This window comes from Calothrix sp. PCC 7507 (assembly GCF_000316575.1).
GTDB lineage: Bacteria > Cyanobacteriota > Cyanobacteriia > Cyanobacteriales > Nostocaceae > Fortiea.
On sequence record NC_019682.1, the window covers coordinates 334593 to 349983 of the forward strand.

Annotated in this window: 9 protein-coding genes; 5 read left to right on the top strand and 4 right to left on the bottom strand. The window is 38.7% G+C overall.

Annotated features, from left to right (window positions below; all coding sequences use genetic code 11):
• Positions 1 to 20 precede the first annotated feature (20 nt).
• Positions 21 to 1229: a NupC/NupG family nucleoside CNT transporter gene (locus CAL7507_RS01550; protein WP_015126655.1), complete on the top strand. Its 1209-nt coding sequence runs from the start codon at positions 21 to 23 to the stop codon at positions 1227 to 1229.
• 28 nt (positions 1230 to 1257) lie between these two features.
• Here the strand turns inward: CAL7507_RS01550 and CAL7507_RS01555 are convergent, their stop codons facing one another.
• The gene (locus CAL7507_RS01555) at positions 1258 to 1710 is read right to left on the bottom strand and encodes a hypothetical protein (RefSeq protein WP_015126656.1); all 453 of its coding nucleotides are present in this window, start codon (positions 1708 to 1710) and stop codon (positions 1258 to 1260) included.
• A 505-nt stretch (positions 1711 to 2215) separates the two neighbouring features.
• On the opposite strand from CAL7507_RS01555, the gene CAL7507_RS01560 reads away from it, so the two are divergent.
• Positions 2216 to 4282 (top strand): family 10 glycosylhydrolase, encoded by a 2067-nt coding sequence (locus tag CAL7507_RS01560; protein ID WP_015126657.1) that lies wholly within the window; start codon positions 2216 to 2218, stop codon positions 4280 to 4282.
• A gap of 652 nt (positions 4283 to 4934) precedes the next feature.
• Positions 4935 to 5660, top strand: coding sequence for a phosphoadenosine phosphosulfate reductase (cysH, locus tag CAL7507_RS01565; protein WP_015126659.1), 726 nt, complete (start codon positions 4935 to 4937; stop codon positions 5658 to 5660).
• Positions 5661 to 5745: 85 nt separating this feature from the next.
• Here cysH and CAL7507_RS01570 read toward each other — a convergent pair whose 3' ends face one another.
• From CAL7507_RS01570 to CAL7507_RS01580, 3 genes are read right to left on the bottom strand one after another with little or no spacing between them, the layout of a single operon-like run.
• On the bottom strand, positions 5746 to 6525 hold the full coding sequence (locus CAL7507_RS01570; protein WP_015126660.1) for a hypothetical protein: 780 nt from the start codon (positions 6523 to 6525) through the stop codon (positions 5746 to 5748).
• Positions 6526 to 6582: 57 nt separating this feature from the next.
• Positions 6583 to 8466, bottom strand: a complete 1884-nt coding sequence (locus CAL7507_RS32595) for a trypsin-like peptidase domain-containing protein (RefSeq protein WP_015126661.1) — start codon at positions 8464 to 8466, stop codon at positions 6583 to 6585.
• A gap of 56 nt (positions 8467 to 8522) precedes the next feature.
• Positions 8523 to 12527 carry an AAA domain-containing protein gene (locus CAL7507_RS01580; RefSeq protein WP_015126662.1) on the bottom strand — a complete coding sequence of 1335 codons (4005 nt, stop codon included), beginning with the start codon at positions 12525 to 12527 and terminating at the stop codon, positions 8523 to 8525.
• A gap of 263 nt (positions 12528 to 12790) precedes the next feature.
• On the opposite strand from CAL7507_RS01580, the gene sbcD reads away from it, so the two are divergent.
• Together sbcD and CAL7507_RS01590 are read left to right on the top strand one after the other, a co-directional pair.
• Positions 12791 to 14044 (top strand): exonuclease subunit SbcD, encoded by a 1254-nt coding sequence (gene sbcD / locus CAL7507_RS01585; RefSeq protein WP_015126663.1) that lies wholly within the window; start codon positions 12791 to 12793, stop codon positions 14042 to 14044.
• A 182-nt stretch (positions 14045 to 14226) separates the two neighbouring features.
• The gene (locus CAL7507_RS01590) at positions 14227 to 15369 is read left to right on the top strand and encodes a sulfate ABC transporter substrate-binding protein (protein ID WP_015126664.1); all 1143 of its coding nucleotides are present in this window, start codon (positions 14227 to 14229) and stop codon (positions 15367 to 15369) included.
• Positions 15370 to 15391: the final 22 nt, after the last annotated feature.

A 15391-nucleotide genomic window follows, 5' to 3' on the forward strand; every position in this document is an offset into this window, starting at 1 on the left:
AACAAATAACAAATGACAATATGGAACGTGTTATTTCCGTGCTGGGAATTTTAGTTTTTGTTGGTATAGCCTACGCCCTCTCTATCAATCGCAGCGCTATACGTTGGCGAACGGTAGTGTGGGGTTTGGGATTAGAGTTTATATTTGCACTGGTAATTTTAAAGACTCCTTGGGGTTTGAAAATATTTAAATCTCTAGGTGATATAGTCAGTAATTTCTTGGCATTTTCTGATGTTGGTGCAAAATTTGTCTTTGGAGAAAATTTTAAAGATCATTTATTTGCCTTTCAAGTTCTCCCCACAATTATTTTTTTCTCGTCTTTTATCAATGTGTTGTATCACTACGGTATTTTGCAACGAGTCGTGAATGGGCTAGCTTGGGTGATGATGAAGACGATGAAAACATCGGGTTCTGAATCTTTATCTTGTGCAGGTAATATATTTTTGGGGCCAACAGAGTCAGCCCTGATAGTTAAACCCTACGTAGCAACAATGACGCAATCGGAACTTCATGCTGTGATGACTGGTGGCTTTGCCACAATTGCGGGTGGAGTATTGGGGGCGTATTTGTCGTTTGGTATCCCAGCCGAACACCTAATTGCGGCTTTCTTTATGACTGCTCCTGTCTCCTTGGTAGTATCAAAATTACTTTATCCAGAAACAGAAGTATCTGAAACTGCTGAGAAAGCCAAAATAAATGTCAAAACTAATTATATCAATGTAATTGATGCCGTTACTACAGGCGCAATTGAAGGTGTGAAGTTAGCAGTAAATGTGGGGGTGATTATTATTGCCTTTTTAGGATTACTAGCGGCTGTGAATGCGTTGTTGGGTTGGTTGGGGGCGCTGGTTAATTTGCCACAGCTATCATTGCAGTGGATTTTGTCTTTTGTTATGGCTCCTGTAGCATGGCTGATGGGTGTGCCTTGGGCTGATTGTGGCCAAGTAGGGGCGTTATTGGGAACAAAGACAATTCTCAATGAATTTATCGCTTTCTTGGATTTAAAAACATTAATTGAGGGTGGCAAAATTTCTCCAAGAGCAACAATTATTGCGACTTATGCCTTGTGTAATTTTGCCAATATTGGCTCTATTGGAATTACTATTGGTGGTATTGCAGGTATGGCACCAAACCGCCAGCGTGACTTAGCCCGCATGGGTGTAAAGTCGATGATTGGCGGTTTACTGGCAGGTTTTATTACTGCTTGTATTGCCGGAATATTAGTATGACCTTGTAGAGACGTGATTAATCGCGTCTCTACTTCTTCTCAACATAACCTAATTTCCAATTATTAGGTTGTTTTAACTGGTCTTTTTTGCCTTGCATGATCAAGTAAACAGCCAGCCGTGTGTTTAAGTATCCCTTCATTAAAGAATATCCTGGCTTAGTATGAATATCTTGATAAGAGGTGGTGTCAACATCTTGAAGTATTCCACAGTAAGTTTTATTTCCTGATACTGTTAACGTGACTAATCTATCACTTTCAGATCCGTTGGGAACCATAAATATACCGTAGACATGATGCTGACCACGCCAAGGTTTAACTACAATTTTTTCAGGATATGTGTAGAGTTTTTCACCATTTGATGAGGACACAAACCCCTGTGGGTAACAACTAACTCTGGGCGATCGCTTCCAAGCAACGGCACAGCTTATTATACTAACTAGACTAATTGCACAAAAAATGTAAATGAGTCGATGTTTTCGCACGATTTAACTCCAAACATACTTCTTTTTGCTTATACATTAATATCGCTTGTTGATCAGTACACTCGTAAGGTCACGGCAGTGCTGTGCTACTACAACTCGCGATATGATGTTGTACCGCATTTGAATGAAAACCGCTATATGTAGATGCATACAGGAGAATTCAGGAGTCGGGAGTTGGGAATTGAGAGTAAAATAGGCTTTGAGACTATGGTTACAAATTTATTTAATCTTAGCTAACTATATTATAGTAAATTAGGTATAAACCACAGTCAGCAAATGTACTAGGAGACAACAATTCAGTCTTGTGGTGGCTGACAGTGCGATTTGATGGCAAGGATATTGAGCGATCGCTTTAGTAAAAAAACCATTGAGTCTTTCTAGGTGAAAAGTGGTGATAAATACAGAATTCTAGGTTGTGGGTATGCAACATGGCAGCAGCGATCGCCCGAATGTTGTTAAATTAACAAAGGAAATTATGAGCAAAGCCAGGTAGCTGCAATCAACAATGGTATCTACTACTACTCCCTTCTCGGATATTCAAAACCATTGGGCACGCTTATTTATTACAGCTTTAGCCCAACGTGGTATTGTTACTGGTTTACCTAACGGCACATTTCGTCCTGATAACTCCCTCACCCGCGCTGAGTTTGCGGTTATCATCACCAAGGCATTTCCCAAAGTTCCCAAGAAGCGTCAGTATGTCTCCTTTGTTGATATTCCCGCTAATTTTTGGGCAGCTACTGCAATTAAAACAGCCTACGAAACAGGATTCATTAGCGGATTTGGGGACGATCGCTTCCGTCCCGATAACCGGATTACCAGGCTAGAAGTTATACTCTCCCTAGTCACAGGCTTGGAAATAGCTACAAAAATCAAACCAGACCTCGTATCAGTACTGCCACAAATTTATCAAGATGCGGCTCAAATTCCTGGGTATGGCAGAAATCAGGTAGCTATTGCCACTAGTTCTGGAATCGTCACCAGTTTTCCAAATGCCAAAATCCTCAATCCTAGTCTGGCAGCCACCCGCGCCGATATTGTGGTCTTTGTCTATCAAGCTTTAGTGTATTTGGGTGAAGCCCAAAAAATTCCATCTGCCTACCTTGTGGTGTATGGAACACCGACACCCACACCGACACCCACACCGATACCGACACCCACACCCATACCCACACCCACAGGAAGTGTCAAAGTCAGTCATCGCCGAGAGTTCCGGGGTGCGTGGGTGACAACTGTGTGGAATAGTGATTGGCCCTCGAAAGCGGGACTACCTGTAGCCCAACAACAAGCCGAACTGATTGAGATTATCAAAAAATTACAAGAACTCAACTTCAATGCTCTGATTTTGCAGGTGCGACCAGAAGGAGATGCTCTGTATAATTCTCAATTAGAACCTTGGAGTGCTTGGATTACGGGAACACAGGGAAAAGCACCAACACCGTTATATGATCCGTTAGAGTTTGCGATCGCCGAATGTCATAAGCGCAATATCGAACTCCATGCTTGGTTCAACCCCTACCGCGCCAAAACTAGTCTTAAAGAAGGGTCAAATGTCTATCCCCACATAGCCAAAACTAATCCCGAAGTGGTCTACCAATGGGGTAATCAACTATGGATGGACCCAGGATCAAAAATCATTCAAGACAGGGCCTACAACGTCATTACCGATGTTGTGCGTCGCTATGACTTAGATGGTATTCACCTAGATGACTATTTTTATCCCTATCCCATCGCCAACCAAGCTTTCCCCGACAGTAAAACCTATGCTGCTTACAAAGCCACTGGTGGTGGACTGGGTCTAGATGACTGGCGACGGGAAAATGTCAATCAAATGGTGTTACGTTTATCTCAGGGAATTAAAGCCACAAAATCCCACGTTAAATTTGGCATTAGTCCCTTTGGCATTTACCGGCCCGGACAACCAGCAGGAATTACCGGCTTAGATGCCTACAGTGTATTGTATGCTGACTCAAAGAAATGGCTAGAACAAGGCTGGATTGATTATATTGCACCTCAACTTTACTGGCGCACCGATCAAACACAACAAAGTTATTCTGCATTACTCAAATGGTGGACACAGGTAAACACAAAGCAAAGACATATTTACGCTGGTAACAATCTCACAGAACCAAGCAATAAGAGTAGAGAGAGTGATGAAATTGAAAAACAAATTAAAATTAGTCGCAGCGAGGCAGGACAGTTGTCATTGGGGAATATTTTCTTCAATCTCAGTGTTTTGAGAACAAATAGTCAAGCCATTGCCGATAAATTTAAAAGTGCAATTTATAATCAACCCGCACTACCTCCAACTTTAGCTTGGCAAAACGATACAACACCGCCGCCACCACCCAATAGTCTGCAAGTCAATAACCGTAAACTCAGTTGGCAATCCGGTGATAACCAGTCGGTGCGTTCTTGGGCACTTTATCGACAAAGCGGTGATGCTTGGACACTCCAACGAGTTTTATCTGCTGGGACAAACTTTGCCACTGTTGAACCTGGAACTTATGCCGTGTCTGCAGTTGATAGGTTAGCTAATGAAAGTGCAGGAGTTGTGATTTCAGTGAGTTGAGGAGATGTACACAACAACTCTCAGATAAATTTAACCTCTCAAAACCAAAAAAATTCTGAGGGGTTAAAGTTTTTGAAGTGAGGTATAAAAATATTTTTATACCCTCCTTATATGCCATACATCGTACATAGCGGCTTGCGGGGAGGGAATGAATAAAGTTTTTACGCTAACCTTTGGCTGGTTTATTTTAGAACATACTCATGAGAGTGATTATACTGGCGCTAGTTAATACTATTAAAGCGCCCATCACAATAGATTTACCAAATTGCTCTGGAGATTTTGAATTGTTCATTTTTATAGAATCCTTTGAAGGTTAAGATTCTATTAACGATATCAATAGTGGTATTATATATCCACATAACTACGGAAAAAGTTAAAGTTACGTAAACTTTCTTAGTAAGAACTGTGGTATTCACTGAAGCCAAATTGGCAAAATTGTCTAAAGCAAAAAACATTGCATCCAAAGCTAGTCAAGATGATGACGCTACTGGAAGCATCTTCTCTGGCGATTAAATTCTTAAGCATCAATTGCTACTAAGTAATTAATAAACAAATATCAGATTTCCGAGCGAGATACGTGCCTTTGTCTGTACCTAAATAGAGTAAAATAAATCTGATTAAAGATAAAAAAGCATTTGGGTAGAAAATTATCATGACAGTTTCCACGATTTCCAGAAATCAGACAGGCAATTTTGACCTAGAGCAATTAAATCAAAAATTTGAAACTGCCACTCCAAAACAGATTCTGGCATGGTCTATTGAAAATATCGCCACAGGACTGGTGCAAACCAGCGCCTTTAACGTGGATGACATGATAATTACCCACATTCTTTATAGTGAACTGAAGCATCCAGTCCCTGTAATCTTTCTCGACACTCTATTCCACTTCCCCCAAACTCTAGAACTAGTTGCTAAAACCAAAGAAGTTTACAACCTAGATTTACAAACTTATAAAACTCCAGATATCAACAGCCGCGAAGCTTTCACTGCTAAATACGGTGAAGCACTTTGGGACAAGGATATTACCCAATTCCACCACGTTACCAAAATTGAACCACTGATGAGGGGTTTAGACGAACTCAACACCATTGCGTGGATTACCGGACGTCGCCGCGACCAAGCTGTCACCCGTGCTAATATGCCCGTATTTGAGTTGGATGGCAAAGGACGCTTAAAAGTCAATCCCCTAGCTACCTGGACACGGCAAGAAAGTTGGGTTTATGTGGCTGAACATGGTGTGATTTACAACCCTCTCCACGATCAAGGTTATCCCAGCATTGGCGATGAACCTATCACCACCAAAATCGGTGCAGGCGAAGACGAACGCGCTGGACGCTGGCGGGGTATGGGTAAAACTGAGTGCGGTATTCATATTTAGAAGAAAATAGAGAGTGGGAGTGGATAGTAATGCTTTCGCTCCTCTTTTCTACTCTGCTTCTCTGTGCTTATCTAAGCCTAGTTTATTAATTATTCTGCCCAAAAAGCTGCTCTAAAGTTGCTAATTCCGCTTCTGTTGCTGCGTCAATTTGTGGTAAAGGACGCTGCATGATTGAGTAGAGCGATCTCTTTTGCACTTTTATAGCCTGTAAGCCCAACTCCCGTAAGAAATCCTCAATTTTGAGAACCATTTGTTTACGGTCAGCTTTTGTAACATCGGGACTTTGGTAAATTACAGCCTTAATAGCAGGCAAAAATATTGTTTTAACTACTTCATATTTCCCATCAAGTACAGTTTGTTGGGCTTTTTCAACCAGTTCTTTGATAGTATTTAAGGACTCCCAATCTTGAGCAGTGCGCTTTTCTATACGAAACAGCATATAGCTATAACCTTCTAGGGGTTTGCCGTCACGCTCAAAAGTTTTCGTTGTTCCAGGTGAACCAAGACACAGGCTATCATTGACAACGCAAAGATTATCGTTGTTTATCTTGTTATCTTGCGCCAAAATTGCAGCAAAATAACCAGCTTTGAGTGAATTACTACCACCTCCATCAGCTTCAGAAAATGTTTGTTGGTAGCCTAGTTCTAACCGACGCTCACCAATATCGAGTAAATCTTCAATACCCCGATATATTGGTTCTGCTAGCTTTATAACGCTTGAAAGTTCTGGCACAGGTAGCAATTCAGAAAATCTGCCCATCGTCTTAATAAATTTACCGATGGAGTCATTATTAGCTATGCTAAATAAACCTGCTTGTAACTCGATGTTTCGGTAGAGAAAGCGTCTTATATTTTGGAGCCTCACGGCTGAAAGTTTCAGATAAACTCTGGAAAAAGCTCATGAAATTATTCCTCTGCTACATCAACCCAAATGCGGTGAAATCTGATTCCAAATAGCACGAATGGGAATACCTGCCGTTGAACCTGGAGTCACAGTACGTCCTATACCGGGATTTCCTTGATGAATTGCAATCAATTCCCACTGGCAATTAAAAATAGGTGCGCCAGAGGAACCATTATCAGTTTTTAGATTGTGGTCAATGTAATCTTCTCCTACTTGCACAATCTCGCCTAAGTCAGAGATTATTACAGGATTTCCCTGTGGATGATGAATAATACGAATCTTTTGACCACTATTTAATAGAGAATTTCCATTACTATAGATAGCTTGAGCTTGTTGTTGTGTTTGATTCTTGATTTCACATAAAGCATAATCAAGGCGACTATTATGAGTAATCAAATCTAACACAAATATATTTTTTTCTGATATGTAACTTGCATCAGTATAGCCAAAGCGCACCCATGCTTTTTGCACTTGGCTCTTACTAAAAATATGATTAGATGTTAGTAATAAATTTTTCGTAATTAAAACCCCTGTACCTATGGCGTTTCCGATGGGTGATTCGATTCTACCAACTGTGTTACGCACAGCTAAAGCTCGAAAGTTTTCCTGACCTTTTTCGACTAATCGAGTAAATAATTCTATATCTTGGTCTTTCAATCCATACAGAGATGCTAATTCACATAGATGCTTAAGCACATTTACTAATGGATGAGAGTTAAAGCTTTTATGAGATATTTGATAACTTTTAAATGCTGATACTAATGATTGGGCAAATGTACCTGGTTGAGTATCAAATTTCAATCTACTTAAAAATGCCAAATCAACCCCAGCATTTTCTAAAAAATTTTGGCGATCACTGGCTACATTGACCTTGAGAGCAAAGAGATTTAGTGCCATAATTAATGGTGTAACATCTTGCTGTTCTAAAAATATTTCTGGATTCATGGCATTATCATATGTCCAAGTTAAATTTAAATTTGGAAGAAAAGGATCGTTAACAGCTTGACTTACTCCAATAGATAATGGATTAAAAATCTGTTCTAATGCCTCTGGTTGATGGTAAATTTCTAAATTAGAATCAGGTTCTTCTAATCTGCTACTAACTTTTTTACTAGGTACAGAGGAATTGCTAGGTTTAACAGATATCTTTTGATGAAAACGACGCTGTAAATCTTGAAGAAACTCTTCAGTAGAAATTGAATTGTCTTGATATTTATTTAAGCTTCTCTCAATTGGTTTGATAATTTTTTCATAGAGGTCATCAATATATCTTTCTCGTACATCATATGATTTATCTAAATTGAATGACCAGTGATTATACCATTGCCAAAGTGACCTAAAATTATTGGGATGTGTAACAGGTATACCTATTTTTTGAAGAGTACTTATTTGTAATGTCAACTCTCGGTAGAGTTGACGATAATCCTCATCCTCAGCCTTAATTAGATCATCAGTTCGTCCCTGAATAGCAACCGAAATCATAATTCCCTTCAATTTCTTAATCTTTGCTATCAGGTTTTCAAATTGTGAGATTTGCCACTCATCAACTAACTGTTGCTGAGATTTACCTATAATATTGTGCTGAAACAAAACATTATCAATTTGCTGGAAAGTAGTATTATATAGGTCGTGAACATATCCTCCTTTTGAGGCAAGTCCCCTTTCTAAAGTTGACCAGCGATCGCGCCAATCTGAAAGAGACTTACAAGGATTATGATTTTCGATTAATACCCCTTCTTCTGCAAGAAACTCTATGATGTCAACAATCTCTCTGTACAGTTTTGTGTATAATTTTTCTTTCTCTCTAATGGGATTATGATATGAATCAGTTGATACCGCAATCATAATTGATTGTAACTGTTGAATTTTAGTTAACAGTTCTTCAATTTTGGCTATTATCATAGGCAATCCAAGTCTTATTCAAATTCCTATTTTCAACAGTAAATTACTAATTGTATTTATTTCTGGTTGCGGAGATTTTCTATATGCGCTATGAGCCGATTAATTTGTTCTTCCCTGTTGCGATCCCACTCACGAGACCAAATTCTGTAAATGCGCCAGCCTAATTTTTCTAGGACTTCTTGGCGGAGGCGATCGCGATCGCGTGCTGTAGGATATTTACTATAAGTTCCGCCATCACACACAATCCCCAGAAGAGACTCTTCATTTTCGGGTTTGGAATTATCCATCACAACTAAGTCGATTGGATAAGCTGAACGACCTACCCGTTTCTTAACTAGGTATCCCCTTTCTGTTAAAACTTGAGATATATATTCTTCAAAAGGTAAGTCTAAGTTAGACAGGTCATCACCTTTTTTAGCTAGTTTTTGACCGCCACTTTCAACATATGCAAAATAATCCTTAAGTAACGCAGCTTGTTCACCTTTTTCGGCGATAATATGATGATGATGAATCGAAGCTACTAATACGAATTTACATCTAGCACGAGTTATTGCAACATTTAATCTTCGTCTCCCTAAATCTTGTTGTTTTCTACTGAAGTAACCAAAGTTGTGATTTAACTGACCGGAATTTTTGTTATCAAAACCAAAGCCAAAGCTTAGTAAAATCACATCTCTCTCATCACCTTGAACATCATCAATTGATTTAACAAAGAACTTCTCTGAGTTCTCTTGACAAAATTCTTCTATCTCAGGATGTTTAATACTGATTTGTTTGAGTTGTTCCTTGATGGCTTTTGCTTGTTGTTTACTTGAGGTAATAATACCCAAAGATTGTTGAGAGTTTTGCTGATAATGCTGCACTGTTAGCTTTGCAACTTCCTCTGCTTCACGAATATTTTCTCGATTAGCATATATTCCCCCTTTAACAAAATGGAAATGTACGCCTCTGCTAGTATCTTTTGCAGGGTTAGGGAACGAAATAAGTTTTGAGTTATAAAATTCTTGGTTTGAAAAAGTAATTAAGCTTTCGTCTTGGCTACGATAATGCCAACTTAAAGTACGAGTGAGCATAATTGATAATTTAGAACACTCATCTAGCAAATTTTCATAAATCTCTTCCTCTTCATCGTCACTATCATCGGCTTCTGCACTTTCAAAGTAAGCCGTAGGCGGTAACTGCTTGTTATCGCCAACAACAATTAGCTGCTTTGCTCGCATAATAGACGATACTGCATTTTCAGTACGAACTTGAGAAGCTTCGTCAAAGATAACAACATCAAACTCCACTGCGTCTGCATCTACATATTGACAAACCCCTAAAGGACTCATCAGCCAACATGGTTTAATAGTAGTAACAATTTGAGCATTCTTCTTGATAAATTGACGGATGTTTTGTTGTCTACTTTTCTTTTTAATTTCCCCTTTGAGATTGCTTACTTGTGCCTGTGCTTCTGGCTGCTTTAACCAATCTTGGCAACGTTGTGCATGTAGTTGTCTCAACCGTTTTATTGCAACCTCATACTGTTGTTTATCTTTTTCTGAAAATTCATTTATTCTCTGTTCGTGCAAATTCTGGCTAAACTTTCGCAACTTGGAATTATCATCATGTATGTGTCGCAGCCAATTTTCATAAAAGCCTTTCCGTAAAACCAAATACCACTTATCTGGTAAAATGTCAGTGTCTTGTAGTTTAGCTAAAAATTCCTCTGTTCCAATAGCTTTTAATTTATCTACAATTTCTTGACAGTCCAACCATTGTTGGAATAAATCAAGCTCATTATAGGCTTGTCTTCGGAAATCTTCAATCTCATTTAGAGGTCTTCTCTTCAATACATCTAATGCTGTTAGTCTTTCTTTAGGAAAGTGTTTGTTTAAGAATTTGCAGCCTTCTTGAATTTGGCTTAAGGCTAGTTGCAAATCGTTTAATAATTCTTCTAATTTCTGATAGCATTCTCTAGAATTAAGAACTGCGCCTACTGTTTCTTTATCTAATAGGCGATTTTTATTTAGGTTTTCCAACCATTCAAGACCTTGCTGGATATTTTGCAAATTCGTCATTTCTTTCTGGAAGGAAGAACCAAAAGCTTCACGTGCTTGGTAGTTGCGGTCTTGTAATTTAATTAAAATATTTTGGCGCTCAATCGCATTTTCAATATCTCTCATTAACTCTTGCTCATAAATGTGCTTGCGGTCTTGTCGAAGAGCAATTAGACGTTGACGTTCGCGTCTCTTATCATATAGCCATTTCAAATAAGCTGGTTTAAAAAAGCGAAAGATTCCCGTAAATCTTTTTGCAAAAATTTCCCTGATTTTTAATAAATCGAAAGTGAAAAAATCTCGCACATACTTACAATTGAGATCGGAATTAAATGATTGATAATCCCTAATATCTTTTTCTAAGTTTAAATACAACCGTGCCAAATCATCTAAATCTATTGACAATGACCAAGTTTCAATATTTGATGGAGCATTAAGGATATGATTAACTGCTGGTTGTAACTCTTCTAAATCATACAAATTTTCAATTGTTTCGTTGATATTTAGTAGTTGTACCAATGAAGATACAGTATTCTGAGCCAGTTTTATGCCAGCGCTAAAACTGTCAAGATTTCCACGCAAATCTTGATATATAGCAGACGACCAAGGATATTTTACGGGACTACTTGACCATAGCGTTTTTTGTCTACCCCGGAATATAGCCTCAAATTGACCAAGTTCTTCTAATAATTTTTTCGCATCTAACAATTTAGTTTCTGGCCAATCTTGCAAATTAGAGAAATTAAACTCTAGTTGAGGAATATCTTTGTCTTCTCTTTCTAACCTACGAATTTCGCCATACAAATTAAAAGCAGACTTTTTTAGTGGTTGCTTTTTATCATGTAAACCTTTTGCATGATCGTTGAGAAATTGTCGATAGTCGCGTAAAGGTTTAAAGAAGGTTTCCCAATCTTCCTGTTGTGCTTCGTTACTTTCTGAAAGATCATCGTAAGTTTGTACTAGCTGATTGAATAAATCTTTGGCTTTTTTTGTAACTTCATGATGTAAATTCAGACAGATATTTTCTAATTTACTTTTTTTTAGTCTTTTAAAAACAACTTCTAAGGCAGTTTGCTTTTCTGCAACTACAAGGACTTTTTTATCTTGACCGATTAACTCAGTGATGATGTTAACAATAGTTTGACTTTTTCCTGTACCAGGAGGCCCCTGTATAACACAATTATAACCTGCCTTGACAGCTTCTATAACTACTTGCTGGCTGGAGTCCGCATCAAGTATCTGATAAATTAATGAAGGGTCTATTTGATCAAGTTCTGGCTCTTCAAAAATGGTGGTACTCTTGATATTGTTCGATGTTTCTTTTGAAGCCAAAGCTTTCAGTATGGGATGATTAGCTATCTTTTCCTGATTTTGTTCCAGGTCTTGAATCATTGCTGCTTTTGCATCCGGGAACAAAGTAATGTGTGCTGTTTCTTTTACTTCCCAGTTGGGTTGTTTAGCAGCGATCGCACTACGAACTTCATTGAAAAAATCTTTATAGCTCAATTCTTTAACCCTATCACTGTCAGGCAGTGTTATACCATAATCCCGTAACCTGTTGACTAAAGTAAAATTAACAGCAATATCATCATCTATAGGGTGAAGAGTAAATTCTAATGACTTTCTACCTATTTTTTCTAATCTCACTGGAATAAGCAGAATAGGAGAAACATATTTTTCATGAGTATTTTCGGTATTAAACCATGTTAAGGCATTAATGACTAAAAAAAGACTATTAAAACCCTTCTCTTCAATGGTTGATTTAGCCTCTTTACGAAGCTCATCTAGAAGCTTTAACGGGTCTTCATCAGTCTGCTTAGGTTCCAGTTCACTAATTGGTAATGATTCAGGCTCATCTCCTGTAAAATGACTATATAAAAATGAAGAGTCTCTTAAAAGAGGAACTAATCTTTTTTGATTTTGGCGTAAATCAACTAACGGGTTTTTGTTGGATTCGCCAATCAGTTTTTTCTTCCAATAATTGATTTTGTCTTGGATTTTCTGAGGTTCTAAAATACTCATTCGCTTTTGATGGCAGTGCTGTACAAGAATAAACTTGTGTTTTAATACTCATATTATAAGTAAATTTTCTTGCCAATGTAATCATTTGTTACCAATCACTGATACAAGGGTTGCCATTCGTCTTGATTACACCTTTAAAAATCTTAATATTTAGATATTAAGGTCTGAGAGGTTGGTTTATTGAAATGTAAACTTTCGTAAGCGATATTATGATTGGCATGACAATTTAACGTTAGATACTCAAGTAAACTTTGAGATAAATTATGATCAAAATCCTCCATCTCTCTGATATCCACATGGGAAGCGGTTTTTCCCACGGACGAATGAATCCGGTAACAGGATTGAACACACGATTGGAGGATTTTGTCAATACACTGGCTAGGTGTATTGATCGAGCGATCGCAGAACCAGTAGATTTGGTAATATTTGGTGGCGATGCTTTTCCTGATGCGACACCACCGCCTTATGTGCAAGGAGCTTTTGCGGCTCAGTTTCGTCGTCTTGTGGATGCAGATATTCCTACAGTGCTGTTGGTGGGGAACCATGACCAACATTCCCAAGGACAGGGAGGCGCAAGTCTAAATATTTATCGCACCTTGGGAGTACCGGGATTTGTTGTAGGTGATACTTTAACTACTCATCAAATCTCAACCCGCAATGGACTAGTACAAGTAATTACTTTACCTTGGTTGACTCGTTCGACGCTGATGACTCGCCAAGAAACTGAAGGTTTGTCTATGGCGGAAGTCAACCAATTATTGACCCAACGGCTACAAGTTGTTTTGGAAGGAGAAGTTCGCCGTCTGGATGCAAATGTACCAACTGTTCTTTTGGCGCATTTGATGGCTGATAACGCGACTTTGGGAGCAGAAAAGTTTTTAGCGGTGGGTAAAGGTTTCACTTTACCTCTATCTTTGTTGACGCGTCCCTGTTTTGATTATGTGGCATTAGGACACGTTCACCGCCATCAAAATCTCAATAAATCCAACAACCCGCCGGTGATTTATCCAGGAAGTATTGAGCGAGTGGATTTTAGTGAAGAAAAGGAAGACAAAGGTTATGTAATGGTTGAATTGGAGCGGGGTAAGGCGGATTGGGAATTTTGTCCCTTACCTGTGAGGACTTTCCGGACAATTGAGGTGGATATATCAAAAGCAGATGATCCTCAAGCAGCTTTAATGAAAGCGATCGCTAAATATGATATTCAAGATGCTGTAGTCCGCTTAATTTATAAACTCCGCTCTGAACAGCTTGATTTAATTGATAACACCTCGCTGCATACTGCTCTAACTGCTGCTCACACCTACAGCATTCAACCAGAATTGTTAAGTCAGTTAGCCAGACCCCGCATTCCCGAATTGAGTGCAAGTAGCAGCATCGACCCAATGGATGCACTGAAAACTTATTTAAATAATCGTGAAGACCTAAAAGATATCGCCGCATCTATGCTAGAAGCTGCACAGAAGTTGCTAGCAGATGATGTCGAGGTTTGGCTGGAAAGTGCCACTCAAGAGTAGGGAACAGTTATCAGTAAACAGTTATCAGTTATCAGTGAACCGACTGGTAACTGATTTTTACCTAATTCCCCAATCATAGATTTATTAACATCAAACCTATTGAAAATATTATTACATTACCCTATAATACCTCCAATTACGGTATTCCGCCGGATATACCGTTGTTTAAGGGGTAACTGCTGATGAGCAATTCGCAAGGTATGACACAATTAGGTAAATCCCTAATTGAGCGAATACACAGATATGGTGTGAAGAATTTTTTGTATAGCAGAATTCTGGGAAGTTGGTTGAATAGAAGCTCTATACAAAGTTTTGTGTCTTTGTTTATAGTAGGTACTGTTTTGAGTATGGCAATTTCTGCCTGCTCTGGAAGCAATTCAGTTACCAACTCTGATATTAAGCTTAAGCTCGTTTCCTTTTCTGTAACTAAAGCAGCTCACGACCAGATAATTCCCAAATTTGTGGAGAAGTGGAAACAAGAACACAACCAAAACGTCAGTTTTGAGACAAGTTATGGGGGTTCTGGCGCGCAAACAGCAGAGATTATTGCCGGGAAGCAGGAAGCAGATATTGTACACCTAGCACTTCCCTTAGATGTGAGCAAAATTCAGCAAGCAGGGTTGATTAAACCAGGTTGGAATATTAAATCTCCGCGCAATGGTATTGTGAGTAGATCAGTTGCGGCGATCGTTACTCGTGAAGGCAATCCCAAAAACATCAAAACATGGGAAGATTTGACAAAAGATGGCGTGAAAATAATTGCCGCCAACCCAAAAACTTCTGGTATTGCGATTTGGGAATTCTTGGCTTTTTGGGGTTCTGTAACTCAAGCAGGTGGTGACGAAACAGCAGCATTAGACTACGTCACCAAAGTTTATCAGAATATCCCCGTGCTGACGAAAGATGCTCGTGAAGCTAGCGATTTATTTTTCCAAAAAAACGAGGGAGATGTCTTAGTTAACTACGAAAATGAAGTAATTCTGTCAGAAAAAAATGGGCAGAAACTACCACATACTGTACCAGATATCAACATTTCCATTGATAATCCTGTCGCCCTAGTCGATAAAAACGTTGATAAACACGGTACACGAGCAGTAGCGCAAGCATTTCTTGATTACCTATATTCGACAGAAGCTCAACGGGAATTTGGAAAATTACAATACCGTCCTGTTAACCCCACTGCTATTGCAGAAGTAGCATCACAATATCCGCCAATTAAAACATTATTCACGGCTCAAGATTTAGGCGGTTGGGATCTGATCCAGCAAAAGTTTTTTACGGATGGGGCAATTTTTGACAAGCTACAAGCTGCTAAGAAATCTTAAAGATGTAAATTCATTTAATAAG